The sequence below is a fragment of the Pseudomonas sp. GV071 genome (assembly GCF_003050835.1).
Taxonomy (GTDB): Bacteria; Pseudomonadota; Gammaproteobacteria; order Pseudomonadales; family Pseudomonadaceae; genus Aquipseudomonas.
Window position 1 is genome coordinate 1 of record NZ_QAOJ01000007.1, and the last position, 14,386, is coordinate 14,386.

Genomic DNA, 14,386 nt, shown 5'->3' on the forward strand with positions numbered 1-14,386 from the left:
TACATCAGCGGTGACAACGTGCACACCGGCACCATCACCGATGGCAAGGAGTGGGGGCGCGAGTCCGAGCTGGCCTACACCGTGCAGAGCGGCACATTCAAGAACCTCAACCTGAAATGGCGTAACGCAAGCATCCGTCGCGACTACAGCACCAACGAGTTCGACGAAAACCGCCTGTTCATCAGCTACCCGATTTCTCTGTTGTAACGCGGTACCGCTCGACGCTTGACTCCTCGTGTGGAAACACAGTTAGCCCGTCCTTGTGACGGGCTTTTTTTATCCGCCCAGGCGGGCCCGGTCCTTCACCGCACAGGGCGCAAAGGCCGCGTACTAGCAAATAGCCTTCAGCGAACATGGCAACCCCGTATTCCAGGCATTATGCTGAGCACCATGCCCAGTCGCCACGCTCCTTCGCCCAGCTTTATCGACCTGATGCTCGACGCCGTGTGCGTGGTCGACAGGGCAGGCCATTTTGTCTATGTCAGTGCCGCCTTCGAGCAGATTTTCGGCTATACGCCGGATGAGATCGTTGGCCGCCAAATGCTCGATCTGGTCCACCCCGATGACCGCGAACGAACCCTGAAGGCCGCCAGCGAAATCATGGCCGGCGACCCCAAGCTGCACTTCGAGAACCGCTACCTGCGCAAAGACGGTCAAGAGGTGCACATCATGTGGTCGGCACGCTGGTCACCCGCCGATCAATTGCGGGTGGCGGTGGCACGCGATATCAGCGCGCGCAAACAGGCCGAGTCGATGCAGGCCGCGCTCTATGCAATTTCTGAAGCCGCGCACACCGCGGAAAGCCTGTCGACCCTGTTTGAGCGCATCCACCAGATCATTGTCGCCCTGCTGCCGGCACTGAACTTTTCCGTCAGCCTGCGCGATGAGCCGGACGGCGAGCTGACATTTGCCTACCACGTGGACGAACAACCGCAGGCACACACCAAAACCGATATCAGCCTGTTCAATCAGGAGATCCTGCGCAGCGGCCATCCGCTATTGCTGACCCGGCAAACCCAACCCTGGCTGCCCAAGCGTCTGCACCGTCTGCTCGGCAGCGACGGCCAGCAGTGCTGGCTGGGGGTGCCGTTGCAGTCGCACCAGAGCATCATCGGCACCCTGGTATTGAAGCGTTATGCCGGCAGCTCGCCGTACACCGACAAAGATCAGGAACTGCTGCAGTTCGTCTCCACTCAGATCGCGGCCGCCATCGAACGCAAACAATTCACGGCAACCCTGCTGCACATTGCCCAGCATGATCAGCTCACCGGACTGCCCAACCGTGCCCTGCTGCATGACCGTCTGCACACTGCCCTAGCCCGTGCCCGCCGCGAGTATGGCCAAGTGGCCCTGCTGTACCTGGATCTGGATAAATTCAAGGCGATCAACGACCAGCATGGCCATGCCACCGGCGATCTGTTGCTGCAAGCAGTGGCGGCGCGGCTGAAGGCCTGCGTGCGCGAGGTCGATACCGTGGCGCGCTTTGGCGGCGATGAGTTCGTGCTGCTGCTGGAAAACGTCGACCTGCCGGAACATGCGCTGGGGGTTGCGCAGAAAATTCTCGCCACCTTGAGCCAACCCATGGAGTTGGGCGGCGTGCAGGTGCAGATCCTGCCGAGCATCGGCATGGCCTTCTACCCCGAACACGGCGATGCGCCTATGCAGTTGCTCAAGCAGGCGGACAGTTCGATGTATCACGCCAAGAACCAGGGTGGTAACCGCGTGGCTTACCACCCCCATAGCTGACGTTCAGGGGCGCTGCGCCTGCACTTCCAATTGCGCCAAGCCTTGCTCAAATGCCTGGCCGCACATTTTGTCGACGTCCATGACCATGTGCATGGCCTTCACCAGAAAGTTCTTCGGCCCGCTCATGGCCCAGGTCACGCGCACCTTGTCGCCTTCGGGTACGAAGGTGAAGGCCACGTCGTTGTTGGCCTGGAACGGTTTGAGAAACTGCAGTTTCATGCGGATCAGTTCATTCGGCCGGCTTTCGACAATGGTCGAACTGCCCTGCCCCACCTGATTGTTGCCGACCCAGCTCTGTACCGCGCCCACCCCGCTATTCGGGCCGCTGTAGGTCACCTGCATGGCCGGGTCGAGCTTGGCCCAGGGCGACCACTCCTGCCACAGGTGGAAGTCATTGACCTGGGCAAACACTTCCGCCATCGGCGCGGCAATAGTGCGTGAGCGTTCGACGTGGAAGCTGTCCGACTGGCGGGACACCACCAACAGCAACACCGCTACCACAACCAGCACGGCAATCACGATAAAACTCAACATGGAGGTTCTCCGGGTCATGGTTCAGGTCGTCTCGTTCAAGTAGGTAACCCGCTGATGGCAGGTGCCGGGTAGTGCGCGCATGCGCTTGTGCTCATTCCTTGCAGCAGCTGGGGGCGGAGCTGCTGGCGTGCTCATACTGGTCGTGCAGCTTCCACCAGAACTTGCCGGCACCGTGCAGATCAGGCATGCCGCCCCAACCTTCGCGGCGGCCGAAGGGGGTAAGGTCCAGCCAGTTATTGGTGCCATCGAGCAGGTCGAGGCCACGGCCATAGGTGGAATAGGTGTGAAACACCTGCTCGCCGTCGCGCAGAAACACACTGACGCCCGGCTGCTCGCCACTCAGGTGGTGGTCCAGACCCAGGCGCTGCAGCTCGGCCTGGTCGCGGAAGTTGTATTGCACCGGCGCCACACTCGGGTCGAGGGTCACGTGGTAGTCGTAGTTGAAGCGGCTGTTGAACGAGGAGTACCACGGCAGCGTCCAGCCCATACGCTGTTTGAACGGCTCGATCTCGGCCAACGGCGCGCGCGACACCAGCACCAGGCGGGTATCACGGGCCTGCATATGGGCCTGGTGGCCGATGTTGTCGACCACAAAGGAGCAGCCGGGGCAGCCCACGCCGGTGTCGCGGTGGAACATGTAGTGGTAGACCAGCAACTGGCTGCAGCCGGCGAACAGTTCCAGCAGGCTGACCTCGCCCTGCGGGCCGTCGAAGCGGTAATCCGCAGTCACCGCCACCATCGGCAGGCGGCGGCGTTCTTCGTTGAGTTGGTCCCGCAAGGTGGTAAAGGCTTTTTCCCGTTTCAGCAGGGCTTTGCGGGCTTCGAGCCAGTGTTCAGGGCTGACGATCTCGGGTGTGCGGTTCATCGCGTTTCCTCCGTTTGCAGGTGACTCGCTTAAACGTCCAACTCACGTACCGGCCGCACCTCGACGCAGCCCACCCGGGCGGCGGGAATCTTGCCGCCAATCTGGATGGCTTCGTTGAGGTCACGGGCCTCGATCAGGTAGAAGCCGGCCAGTTGCTCCTTGGTTTCGGCGAACGGGCCATCGGTTATCGACAGCTTGCCGCCGCGCATGCGCACGGTGGTGGCGGTCTCCACCGGGTGCAGCGCTTCGGCGGCGAGCATGCGGCCGCTGTCCTGCACGGCCTGGGCATAGGCGAAGCACTCTTCGTCCTTGGGGCTGTCGGGCTGGCTGTGCAGGTCGTGTTCGTTGCTGTAGACCAGGCAGAGGTATTTCATCGCGGCGCTCCAGTTCAGGGGGCTAGTTGCTCAATAGTCGAATGACCGGCGCGGCAATCGACACCGGCAGAAAAAATAATTCAGGTGGCGACAGGCGGTCGCCTACTGCCGGTTCAGTTCACCCAGGCAGCCTTCGAGAAACTGCCGATCAGGCCCCTGCTGGGCCAAAGCCAGCGCCCGTTGATAGGCCGCTATCGCCGCAGGTTTCTGGCCCAGGCGGCGGTGCAGATCGGCCTGCGCCGCATGGGCCAGGTGGTAGTCCGCCAGTTCGTCACTGGCCAGGGCCTGCACCAACTCCAATGCCACCTGCGGACCCTCGACCATGGCTAATGCCACCGCCCGGTTGAGCGCCACCACGGGTGAAGGCGCGGCCTGCATCAAAGCGCCATACAGGCCGACAATCTGCTCCCAGTCGGTGGCATCGCTGTGCGCGGCCTCGGCATGCACCGCAGCAATCGCCGCCTGCAAGGTATAGACGCCAAACTGCCGGGAGCGCAGCGCCTGCAGCACCAGCTCGTCACCCTCGCTGATCAACTCGCGCAGCCACAGCGAGCGGTCCTGATCGCTCAAGCGTACCGGCTCACCGCTGGCCGACAGCCGTGCCGGGCGGCGTGATTCGTTCAATAGCATCAGCGCCAGCAGGCCCATCACTTCGGCCTCCGGCAGCAGCTCCAGGAGCAGCCGGCCGAGACGGATCGCTTCACTGGACAGATGGCTGCGGGTCAGGGAGTCACCCGAGCTGGCGAAATAACCTTCGTTGAACACCAGGTAGACCACCCGCAGCACCGCCTCCAGGCGCTCCGGCAGTTCGCTGCGGCTCGGCACCTCATAGGGGATGCCAGCATCGCGGATCTTGTTCTTGGCCCGCACGATTCGCTGGGCCACGGTGCTGGGCGTGGTGAGGAAGGCGCGAGCAATGTCTTCGGTGCTGAGGTCGCAGATCTCGCGCAGGGTCAGTGCCACCTGGGCATCGGCGCCGAGGGCCGGGTGGCAGCAGGTGAAGATCAGACGCAGGCGGTCGTCTTCGACGCTGTCGTCGTCGCGCTCAGCGCTGGTCAGGGCTGCCAGCTGTTCGGCGTGGTGTTCCAGGGAGTCGAAGCGCGCCTGGCGGCGCAGGTTGTCGATGGCTTTGAAGCGCCCCGCGGACACCAGCCAGGCTCGCGGGTTGGCCGGCATGCCGTCGCGCGGCCATTGCTCCATGGCGACCCGGAAGGCCTCGTGCAGGGCTTCCTCGGCCAGGTCGAAATCGCCGAGCAAGCGGATCAGGGTGGCCAGCACCCGGCGGGATTCGTCGCGGTAGAGGGTGGCCAGGGTTTGGCGAATGGCAGAGGAATCTGTGCTCATCGCGGGACGTCCGTGTTTTTGTTTGCACGGATTCTTTACCCCTGGCAGCGCCTCGTCCAGGCTTTTGTCGTGCTGCCACACAGATCAAGAGCTCGCGGCTGAAGCCCCTCCCACAGTTGAATGAGGTTTCTTGTGGGAGGGGCTTTAGCCGCGATGTTTTTGATCTTTTCGCGCCCATAAAAAAGGTGCGCTCGTGGCGCACCTTGGGGTGTAGCAGACAACTCTAGGGGGGAAACGCGCTCAGGCTTGTGGCTTGGGCGCGGTTTGCGGGCGAGCCCGCGAACTCACAGCGGGGTCAGCAACTGCCCACGTTCGACAAAGGCCTGCAGGTTGGCCAGTACCAGCTCTTCCATCTGCAGCCGGGTTTCTTCCGTGGCACTGCCAACATGGGGCAGCAGCATGACGTTATCGAGGCTCAACAACGCTTGCGGCACTTTCGGTTCAGCCTCGAACACGTCCAGCCCGGCGCCGCCCAGGGTGCCGTTCTGCAAGGCAGTCACCAGTGCCTGCTCATCGATCACCGAACCACGGGCGACGTTGATCACAATGCCGGTCGGCCCCAGTGCGGCGAGCACCTCGGTGTTGACGATATGGTGGGTGGCCGCTCCGCCCGGGCAGGTCAGCACGAGGAAATCGGCCCAGCGCGCCAACTCCAGCAGACTGGCTGCATAGGTGTAAGGGCTGTCTTTGACCGGCGAGCGATTGTGGTAGCGCACCTCCATGTCAAAACCGCTGGAACGCTTGACCACCGCCAGACCAATACGCCCCAGACCCACGATGCCCAGGCGCTTGCCGCTAACCCGACGGGCCAGGGGGAAGTTGCCCTTGAGCCAGCCACCGGCACGCAGAAAACGTTCGGAGGCGGCGAGCTTGCGCGAGGTGTCGATCATCAGGCCCATGGCCAGGTCGGCCACGCAGTCGTTGAGCACGTCGGGGGTAGTGCTGATGGCGATGCCGCGGTCACGGGCGGCGTCCACTGCAATCGAGTCGTAACCGACGCCGAAGCTGCAAATGGCTTTGAGCTTGGGCATGGCGTTGAGCTGAGCCAGCGAGCAACCAAACCGTGCCGAGGTGGCGAGCATTTCGAACTCGGCGCCGTGGGTATTGAGAAACGTGTGCGGGTCGGGTTGCTGCCACAGCGGAGTGACGTCGTAGCGTTCGGCGAGGTTGTGCTGGAAGCGTTCGGTCAGGGGGCCTACCTGTAGAACCTTGGGCTTGCTCATCGGAACTCCTGTGTGTGCAGGGATCGCGGCTAAAGCCGCTCCTGCGGGACTCTCGTAGGAGCGGCTTTAGCCGCGATGCTTTTGATGCGAGCCAGCACTCAGGTAATGGGCGCCGGGTTGAACAGGGTAATGTCGTTGTGCAGCTTGTGGTGCTCGGCCCAGGTTTTTTTCTTGCCGCTGGCTACGTCCAGGTAAAAGTGGAACAGCTCCCAACCCAGCTCTTCGATGCTCGCCCGGCCGGTGGCGATGCGCCCGGCGTCGATGTCGATGAGGTCGGGCCAGCGCTGGGCCAGCTCGGTGCGGGTCGACACTTTCACCACCGGCGCCATGGCCAGGCCATAGGGTGTACCACGGCCGGTGGTGAACACATGCAGGTTCATGCCGGCGGCCAGTTGCAGGGTGCCGCAGACAAAATCACTGGCCGGGGTGGCGCAGAAAATCAGGCCCTTCTGGTTAAACCGCTCGCCAGGGCCGAGCACGCCATTGATGGCGCTGTTGCCGGATTTGACGATCGAGCCCAGCGACTTCTCGACGATATTCGACAGCCCGCCCTTCTTGTTCCCTGGCGTGGTGTTGGCACTGCGATCCGCTTCGCCCTTGGCCAGGTAGCGGTCGTACCAGTCCATTTCCCGCACCAGCTCTTCGGCCACTTTTTTGTCCTGCGCCCGGGAGGTCAGCAGGTAGATGGCGTCGCGCACTTCGGTGACTTCCGAGAACATCACAGTGGCGCCGGCACGCAGCAACAGGTCGCTGGCATAACCCAGCGCCGGGTTGGCGGTGATGCCGGAAAAAGCGTCACTGCCGCCGCACTGCATACCCAGAATCAGCTCGGAGGCCGGCACGGTTTCGCGGCGGCGCTGGTCGAGTTTTTTCAGGCGTACTTCGGCCAGTTCCATAATCTGTTCGATCATCTCGGTAAAGCCGTGGCTGGAATCCTGCAGCTTGTACAACCAGGGTTCGCTGAGATCGACAGAGGCGTCGTCCTCGTGCATCACCTGCGCGGCTTGCAGCTTCTCGCAGCCCAGGCTGATGACCAGCGCTTCCCCACCCAGGTTGGGGTTGCGCGCCAGATTGCGCACGGTGCGGATCGGGATGTACGCATCGGTGGCGGTGATGGCCACGCCGCAGCCGTAGCTGTGGGTCAGGGCCACCACGTCATCGACATGGGGGTACTTGGGCAGCAGCTCGTCCTTGATGCGTTTTACCGCGTGGTCAAGCACACCGGTAACGCACTGCACGGTGGTGGTGATGCCGAGGATATTGCGCGTGCCGACGGTACCGTCGGTGTTGCGGTAACCCTCGAAGGTGAAGCCCTCCAGCGGCGCCTGGGCCTCTGGAATCTCGGTAGCCAGCGGCAGGCTGTCCAGCGGTGGCGCGGTGGGCATGCGCAGTTGGTCTTCCTGGACCCAGCTGCCACGGGGGATCGGCTTCAGGGCATAACCGATGGTTTGCCCGTAGCGAATGATCCGCCCGCCCTCGGGAATGTCTTCGAGGGTGATCTTGTGGCTCTGCGGCACCCGCTCGAGGGTGGTCAGGCCATCGGCGAAGGTGGTGCCGGCTGGCACCCCCTGGTCGTTGACCACAATCACCACGTTATCCAGCTCGTGCAAACGGATGTAGCGCGGCGAGTCGGAATGTTCAATCAACTGCATGACACTCGCTCCTCAGGAGTGGGCTGGGCTCAGTACTTCGGTGCCGCCTTTGGTCGGTGGCTCTTTCAGTTCAACACGCTGAATCTTGCCGACGATCACCAGGTAGCTGAACACCGCCAGCAAACCGTTGGCACCGACGAATACCAGGGCCCATTCAAACGAACCAGTGGAGTTGATCAGGTAACCGATGACGATTGGCGTGGTAATCGAAGCCAGGTTGCCAAAGGTGTTGAACAAGCCGCCGGAGAGGCCAGCAATCTGTTTTGGCGAGGTGTCGGCCACCACGGCCCAACCCAGCGAACCCAGACCTTTGCCAAAGAACGCCAGGGTCATGAAGCCCACGACCATCCATTCAGCGTCCACATAGTTGCACAGCACCATGCTCGCCGAGAGCGTCAGGCCGCAGACGATTGGCAGCTTGCGAGCGAAGGTCAGCGAGTGGCCACGGCGCAGCAGGTAATCGGAGATCACCCCGCCCAGCACGCCACCGAGGAAACCGCAGATGGCTGGCAGGGAGGCAATGATGCCCGCTTTGAGAATGGTCATGCCGCGTTCCTGCACCAGGTACACCGGGAACCAGGTGAGGAAAAAGTAGGTGATGGCGTTGATGCAGTACTGACCCAGGTAGACACCCAGGAGCATGCGATTGGTCAGCATCTGGCGAATGTAGTCCCAGCGCGGGCCATCGCTTTTGCGCGACTGATCCATGTCCACCAGGCCGCCGTTTTGCTCGATGTGATCCAGCTCAGCCTTGTTGATGGTGGGGTGTTCTTTGGGGTTGTAGATGGTCTTCATCCAGATGCCGGAGAACACGATCCCCAACACACCCATGACCACAAATACGTGTTCCCAGCCCAGGGTGTATACGATCCAGCCCATGATCGGCGCGAACAATGCGGTGGCAAAGTACTGCGCCGAGTTGAAGATCGCCGAGGCCGTGCCGCGCTCGGCGGTGGGGAACCAGGCAGCGACAATACGGGCGTTGCCGGGGAACGACGGCGCTTCGGCAAAGCCGACCATGAAGCGCAGGACAAACAAGGTGGTCACAGCCCAGGCCACTGGCATACCGCCGACGAAACCCTGCAGCAAGGTGAACAACGACCAGGCAAAAATGCCGGCGGCATACACCCGCTTCGAACCAAATCGGTCAAGCAGCCAACCACCGGGAATCTGCCCCAGCACATAGGCCCAGCCGAAGGCGGAGAACACATAACCGAGGGTGACCGCATCGATACCCAAGTCTTTTTGCAAGCTTGAACCGGCGATCGCGATGGTTGCCCGATCAGCGTAGTTAATCGTGGTGACCAGAAACAGCATCAGCAGAATCAGGTACCGCTTGCGGGTTGGTTTTGTCTCTTGCACGTTGTGTGCTCCCACTTTTGTTGTTGTGGCGGGTGAGGTTTGACCTTGGGGCGTTAGCGCACCAGGCAAGGTCGTTTGTTATCGAAGGTCCAATTCGGAATCAGGAACTGCATGGCCACGGCATCGTCGCGGGCGTTCAGGCCCATGCCCTGGTACAGCTCGTTGGCTTTGGCCAGCGCGTCCCAGTCCAACTCCACACCCAGTCCCGGGGTTTTCGGCACCTGCACCAAGCCGCCCTCAATCTGCAGCGGGTTGCGGGTCAGGTGCTGGCCGTCCTGCCAGATCCAGTGGGTGTCGATGGCGGTGACTTTGCCCGGCGCGGCAGCGGCCACGTGGGTGAACATCGCCAGGGAAATGTCGAAGTGGTTGTTGGAGTGCGAACCCCAGGTCAAACCCCAGTCGTTGCACATCTGCGCCACCCGCACCGAACCCTGCATGGTCCAGAAATGCGGATCGGCCAGCGGAATGTCGACCGACTGCAATTGGATGCAGTGGCCCATCTGCCGCCAGTCGGTGGCGATCATATTGGTAGCGGTGAGCAGGCCGGTTTCGCGGCGGAACTCGGCCATCACTTCACGACCGGAAAAACCGTTCTCGGCGCCGCACGGGTCTTCGGCATACGCCAGCACGCCATGCAGATCACGGCACAGGCTGACCGCCTCTTTCAGCGTCCAACCGCCATTGGGGTCGAGGGTGATACGCGCCTGCGGAAAACGTTCGGCCAAGGCGCGGATCGCTTCCACTTCGGCGCCACCGGCTTGCACGCCGCCTTTGAGTTTGAAGTCGTTGAAGCCGTAACGGGCATGCGCCGCTTCGGCCTGGCGGACGATGCTTTCGGGGTCCAGCGCGGTCTGGTTGCGCACGCGGAACCAGGCCTCGTCGGCGTCGTCTTCGTTGCGGTAACCGAGGGTGGTTTTATTGCGGTCGGCGACATAGAACAAGTAGCCGAGCATCTCCACCGCCTCACGTTGCTGGCCTTCGCCGAGCAGGGCCGCCACGGGCACGCCGAGGAACTGGCCGAGCAGGTCGAGGAGTGCCGACTCCAACGCGGTGACCGCATGGATGGTGATGCGCAGGTCGAAGGTTTGCAGGCCGCGGCCGCCGCTGTCGCGGTCGGCGAAGGTCTGGCGTACCTGGTTGAGCAGGCCATTGAAGTTGCCGATGGATTGGCCCAGCAGCAGGCTGCGGGCATCTTCCAGGGTCTGACGAATGCGTTCGCCGCCCGGCACTTCGCCAACGCCGATGTGGCCGGCGCTGTCTTTGAGAATGAGGATGTTGCGGGTAAAGAACGGACCGTGGGCGCCGCTGAGGTTCAGCAGCATGCTGTCGTGGCCGGCAACCGGTACCACTTGCAGCTCGGTGATAACGGGCGCGCTGGCAATCGCCTGCCCGTGGCTTGCTGTGTTCATGACCGTTTCCCTATTTGTTTTTATGCGGGACTGGCTGAGCTTTTTTTCTGAGTGGGAGGGCAGCCTGCGCTGCCCTCCTCGCCACTGGTTCGGGGTTAGCCGATGTAGGTGGTTTTGACCGTGGTGTAGAACTCGGCCGCGTAACGGCCCTGCTCGCGCGAGCCGTAGGACGAACCTTTACGGCCACCAAACGGCACGTGGTAATCCACCCCGGCGGTTGGCAGGTTGATCATCACCATGCCGGCCTGGGCGTGACGTTTGAAGTGGTTGGCGTACTTCAGCGAGGTGGTGGCGATACCGGCCGACAGACCGAACTCGGTGTCGTTGGCCATGGCCAGTGCTGCTTCGTAATCCGCCACTTTCACCACGTTGGCCACCGGACCGAAAATCTCTTCACGGCTGATGCGCATCTCGGCAGAGCTGTCGGCAAACAACGTCGGCGCCAGGAAGTAGCCTTCGGTATCGCAGGTCACCAGACCACCGCCAGCCACCAGACGGGCACCCTCTTCCTGACCGATGCCGATGTAGCGCAGGTCCTGGTCGAGTTGGGCTTGGGAAACCACCGGGCCGATATCGGTACCGGCTTTAAGGGCGTGACCGACTTTGATCGACTTCATCCGCTCGGCGACCGCCTCGACGAATTTGTCGTGAATGCCGGCGGTCACGATCAAACGGCTGGAGGCGGTGCAACGCTGGCCGGTGGAGTAGAAGGCGCTTTGTACCGCCAGCTCCACGGCCAGTTTCAAGTCGGCGTCGTCGAGGATGATCTGCGGGTTTTTGCCGCCCATCTCCAACTGCACCTTGGCGCCACGGGCGACACATTGGGTGGCGATATTGCGACCCACGCCCACCGAACCGGTGAAGCTGATGCCATCAACCTTGGTGTTATTGACGATGGTTTCACCGACCACACGGCCAGCGCCCATCACCAGGTTGAACACGCCCGCCGGGAAGCCGGCGCGGGAAATGATTTCGGCAATGGCCCAGGCGCAGCCCGGAACCAGGTCAGCCGGTTTCAGTACTACGCAGTTGCCGTAGGCCAGCGCCGGGGCGACTTTCCAGGCCGGAATGGCGATGGGGAAGTTCCACGGGGTGATCAGGCCGACCACGCCCAGCGGCTCGCGGGTGACTTCCACGGAAACACCAGGCCGTACCGAGGCCAGCACTTCGCCGGCCTGACGCAAGCATTCGCCAGCGAAGAATTTGAAAATGTTGCCGGCGCGGGTCACTTCGCCAATAGCTTCGGGCAGGGTCTTGCCCTCTTCACGGGCCAACAGGGTACCGAGCTCTTCACGACGGGCGAGGATCTCGCTGCCGACTTTATCCAGGGAATCGCTGCGCGCCTGGATGCCGGAGGTGGACCAGGCCGGGAACGCGGCGCGGGCGGCGTCGATGGCCTGGTTGACCTGGGCAACGTCGGCCTGGGCGTATTCACCAATCACATCGGCAAGGTCGGACGGGTTGACGTTGTTCGAGTAGCTGGCACCGGCAACCCATTCGCCGCCGATGTAGTTGTCGAAACGCTTTTGTTCGCTGTTGGCCACGGAAAAGCCTCCTGAAAAAGAAACCACAGCCGCTGGTTTCAGCGGCTGGTTTGCTAGCGGGTCGCGCGCGTTATTGCAGACCCTCTTTATTGAGGGCCTTGGGCGTGAATCAGCGCGGCGAGTTGTTCGTACTCGGCGGCAGTCAGGTCGGTCAGCGGTGCACGCACCGGGCCTGCGTCGTAACCGGCGATTTTGGCCCCGGCCTTGACGATGCTCACGGCATAACCGGCGCGCTTGTTGCGAATGTCCAGGTACGGCAGGAAGAAGTCATCGATGATCTTGCCGACGGTGGCGTGATCGTCACGGGCAATCGCGTGGTAGAAGTCCATCGCGGTTTTCGGGATGAAGTTGAACACCGCCGAGGAGTAAACCGGGACGCCCAGGGCCTTGTAAGCAGCAGCGTAAACTTCAGCGGTCGGCAGGCCGCCGAGGTAGCTGAAGCGATCACCCAGGCGGCGACGGATCGACACCATCAGTTCGATATCGCCCAGGCCGTCTTTGTAGCCGATCAGGTTCGGGCAGCGCTCGGCCAGTTGCTCCAGCAGCACTGGGGTCAGGCGGCAGACGTTACGGTTGTAGACCACCACGCCGATCTTTACCGACTTGCACACTTGTTCAACGTGCAGGGCCACGCCTTCCTGGCTGGCTTCGGTCAGGTAGTGCGGCAGCAGGAGCAAACCTTTGGCGCCCAGGCGCTCGGCTTCCTGGGCCATTTCGATGGCCTGGCGGGTTGGGCCACCAACGCCGGCGAGAATTGGCACGCCGCCGTCGCAGGTGTCCACGGCCGTCTTGATCACCGAGGAGTATTCGCGGTTGGTCAGCGAGAAAAATTCGCCTGTGCCACCGGCGGCGAACAATGCCGACGCACCGTATGGCCCCAGCCATTCCAGGCGACGGATATAGGATTCGGGATTGAAATCACCGGCTGCGTCGAAGTCAGTCACAGGGAAAGACAGCAGGCCGGAAGAGAGGATGGACTTCAGTTCTTGTGGATTCATTATTCGAACACCCTGTAAAGCGCGTAGTGGATTAAGGCGTGGCAGACCGATTGCCCTACTGCCGAAGAAAAGGCGCTGGGTTCAATCGCAAACGCAGAGTTACGTTATCGTACAACCATCAAGACTGTCATCCCCTTTTCGCAGCCGGTCGTCTACGACTATAGGCGTAGTGATCCTGCCGGCCCCCGTCGTTCTGGCCTTTTCGAACAGCCGCTTCTTTCAGTAAAGCGCCGCGCTAGATGCTTCCCTGCTTAGCGGACAGCGCGCTACACCGCGCTCCAAGGCCACGGTTGGCGCAGTTTAGCCAGCAACGGCGCACACGAATTTTCTACCTAAGTCGCGTTGACAAAGTTTGCGGGGGCTGTTGATAATCCAGCCAAGTCATACGACAACCGATAACAGCGCACCGCTATCGCGCATTGTTGATCGGCATTGATCGAACCCATAAAAACAAACACAAGAAATTCAGGGCCCAGTCATGACCAGTACCCCTAACGCCCCCACTCCGTTCAATCGCCTTTTGCTTACCGGTGCCGCTGGCGGCCTGGGTAAAGTGCTGCGCGAAACCCTGCGCCCTTACGCCAAGGTGCTGCGCCTTTCCGACATCGCCGAAATGGCGCCCGCTGCCGGCGCCCATGAAGAAGTGCAGGTCTGCGATCTCTCCGACAAACAGGCCGTACACCAGCTGGTCGAAGGCGTCGACGCCATCCTGCATTTCGGCGGCGTATCGGTAGAGCGCCCGTTCGAGGAGATCCTCGGCGCCAATATCTGCGGCGTGTTCCACATCTATGAAGCCGCGCGCCGCCATGGCGTAAAGCGCGTGATCTTCGCCAGCTCCAACCATGTGATCGGCTTCTATAAGCAAGACGAGAAGCTCGACGCCGCCTCCCCTCGCCGTCCGGATGGCTACTACGGGCTGTCCAAGAGTTACGGCGAAGACATGGCCAGCTTCTACTTCGACCGCTACGGCATCGAGACCGTGAGCATCCGCATCGGCTCCTCGTTCCCCGAGCCGCAGAATCGCCGAATGATGCACACCTGGCTGAGCTTCGCCGACCTCACGCAATTGCTCGAGCGTTCCCTCTATACCCCCAACGTCGGCCACACCGTGGTCTACGGAGCGTCGGCGAACGCCACACAGTGGTGGGATAACCGCCTCGCCTGCCACCTTGGCTACGCGCCGCAAGACAGCTCGGAAGTGTTCCGCGCCAAGGTCGAAGCGCAGCCGATGCCGGCCGCCGATGACCCGGCGATGGTCTACCAGGGCGGCGCATTTGTGGCCGCCGGGCCGTTCGGCGACTGAGCCTGTTTACTGCCGTACCGCTGTCGCTCTTC

13 protein-coding genes are annotated in these 14,386 nt (G+C 62.1%); 3 read left to right on the plus strand and 10 right to left on the minus strand.

Annotated features, from left to right (window positions below; genetic code table 11):
• Both C8K61_RS14385 and C8K61_RS14390 read left to right on the plus strand, forming a co-directional pair.
• A partial coding sequence (locus C8K61_RS14385; protein WP_146174292.1) for an OprD family outer membrane porin occupies window positions 1–207 on the plus strand: 207 nt, incomplete at its 5' end.
• Between the two features lie 183 nt (window positions 208–390).
• A complete protein-coding gene (locus C8K61_RS14390) occupies window positions 391–1,746 on the plus strand; it encodes a GGDEF domain-containing protein (RefSeq protein WP_108097268.1) in 1,356 nt (451 codons plus the stop codon).
• 3 nt (window positions 1,747–1,749) lie between these two features.
• Here C8K61_RS14390 and C8K61_RS14395 read toward each other — a convergent pair whose 3' ends face one another.
• The 10 genes from C8K61_RS14395 to kdgD all read right to left on the minus strand — a co-directional run bounded on the left by C8K61_RS14395 (window position 1,750) and on the right by kdgD (window position 13,051).
• Window positions 1,750–2,280: an SRPBCC family protein gene (locus C8K61_RS14395; RefSeq protein WP_108096956.1), complete on the minus strand. Its 531-nt coding sequence runs from the start codon at window positions 2,278–2,280 to the stop codon at window positions 1,750–1,752.
• A gap of 91 nt (window positions 2,281–2,371) precedes the next feature.
• Window positions 2,372–3,145: a DUF899 domain-containing protein gene (locus C8K61_RS14400; protein ID WP_108096957.1), complete on the minus strand. Its 774-nt coding sequence runs from the start codon at window positions 3,143–3,145 to the stop codon at window positions 2,372–2,374.
• Window positions 3,146–3,174: 29 nt separating this feature from the next.
• On the minus strand, window positions 3,175–3,519 hold the full coding sequence (locus tag C8K61_RS14405) for a YciI family protein (RefSeq protein ID WP_108096958.1): 345 nt from the start codon (window positions 3,517–3,519) through the stop codon (window positions 3,175–3,177).
• 102 nt (window positions 3,520–3,621) lie between these two features.
• A complete protein-coding gene (locus C8K61_RS14410) occupies window positions 3,622–4,863 on the minus strand; it encodes an RNA polymerase sigma factor (RefSeq protein ID WP_108096959.1) in 1,242 nt (413 codons plus the stop codon).
• A gap of 284 nt (window positions 4,864–5,147) precedes the next feature.
• On the minus strand, window positions 5,148–6,086 hold the full coding sequence (locus tag C8K61_RS14415; RefSeq protein WP_108096960.1) for a 2-hydroxyacid dehydrogenase: 939 nt from the start codon (window positions 6,084–6,086) through the stop codon (window positions 5,148–5,150).
• Between the two features lie 98 nt (window positions 6,087–6,184).
• Window positions 6,185–7,738, minus strand: a complete 1,554-nt coding sequence (garD, locus tag C8K61_RS14420) for a galactarate dehydratase (protein WP_108096961.1) — start codon at window positions 7,736–7,738, stop codon at window positions 6,185–6,187.
• A 12-nt stretch (window positions 7,739–7,750) separates the two neighbouring features.
• Window positions 7,751–9,100: an MFS transporter gene (locus tag C8K61_RS14425; RefSeq protein ID WP_108096962.1), complete on the minus strand. Its 1,350-nt coding sequence runs from the start codon at window positions 9,098–9,100 to the stop codon at window positions 7,751–7,753.
• A 53-nt stretch (window positions 9,101–9,153) separates the two neighbouring features.
• Window positions 9,154–10,509 (minus strand): glucarate dehydratase, encoded by a 1,356-nt coding sequence (gudD, locus tag C8K61_RS14430; protein WP_108096963.1) that lies wholly within the window; start codon window positions 10,507–10,509, stop codon window positions 9,154–9,156.
• Between the two features lie 95 nt (window positions 10,510–10,604).
• Complete coding sequence (locus C8K61_RS14435) at window positions 10,605–12,053, minus strand: aldehyde dehydrogenase family protein (RefSeq protein WP_108096964.1); 1,449 nt, start codon at window positions 12,051–12,053, stop codon at window positions 10,605–10,607.
• 86 nt (window positions 12,054–12,139) lie between these two features.
• Window positions 12,140–13,051: a 5-dehydro-4-deoxyglucarate dehydratase gene (gene kdgD / locus C8K61_RS14440; RefSeq protein ID WP_108096965.1), complete on the minus strand. Its 912-nt coding sequence runs from the start codon at window positions 13,049–13,051 to the stop codon at window positions 12,140–12,142.
• A 478-nt stretch (window positions 13,052–13,529) separates the two neighbouring features.
• Between kdgD and C8K61_RS14445 the strand changes: the two genes are divergently transcribed.
• Window positions 13,530–14,354: an NAD(P)-dependent oxidoreductase gene (locus C8K61_RS14445; protein ID WP_108096966.1), complete on the plus strand. Its 825-nt coding sequence runs from the start codon at window positions 13,530–13,532 to the stop codon at window positions 14,352–14,354.
• Window positions 14,355–14,386: the final 32 nt, after the last annotated feature.

Bases quoted from the DNA above. Each gene is read 5' to 3' on its own strand.
- C8K61_RS14390 (WP_108097268.1), top strand. From the start codon at position 391: ATGCCCAGTCGCCACGCTCCTTCGCCCAGCTTTATCGACCTGATGCTC.
- C8K61_RS14445 (WP_108096966.1), top strand. From the start codon at position 13,530: ATGACCAGTACCCCTAACGCCCCCACTCCGTTCAATCGCCTTTTGCTT.
- C8K61_RS14415 (WP_108096960.1), bottom strand. From the start codon at position 6,086: ATGAGCAAGCCCAAGGTTCTACAGGTAGGCCCCCTGACCGAACGCTTC.
- C8K61_RS14405 (WP_108096958.1), bottom strand. From the start codon at position 3,519: ATGAAATACCTCTGCCTGGTCTACAGCAACGAACACGACCTGCACAGC.
- gudD (WP_108096963.1), bottom strand. From the start codon at position 10,509: ATGAACACAGCAAGCCACGGGCAGGCGATTGCCAGCGCGCCCGTTATC.
- garD (WP_108096961.1), bottom strand. From the start codon at position 7,738: ATGCAGTTGATTGAACATTCCGACTCGCCGCGCTACATCCGTTTGCAC.
- kdgD (WP_108096965.1), bottom strand. From the start codon at position 13,051: ATGAATCCACAAGAACTGAAGTCCATCCTCTCTTCCGGCCTGCTGTCT.
- C8K61_RS14400 (WP_108096957.1), bottom strand. From the start codon at position 3,145: ATGAACCGCACACCCGAGATCGTCAGCCCTGAACACTGGCTCGAAGCC.
- C8K61_RS14395 (WP_108096956.1), bottom strand. From the start codon at position 2,280: ATGTTGAGTTTTATCGTGATTGCCGTGCTGGTTGTGGTAGCGGTGTTG.
- C8K61_RS14410 (WP_108096959.1), bottom strand. From the start codon at position 4,863: ATGAGCACAGATTCCTCTGCCATTCGCCAAACCCTGGCCACCCTCTAC.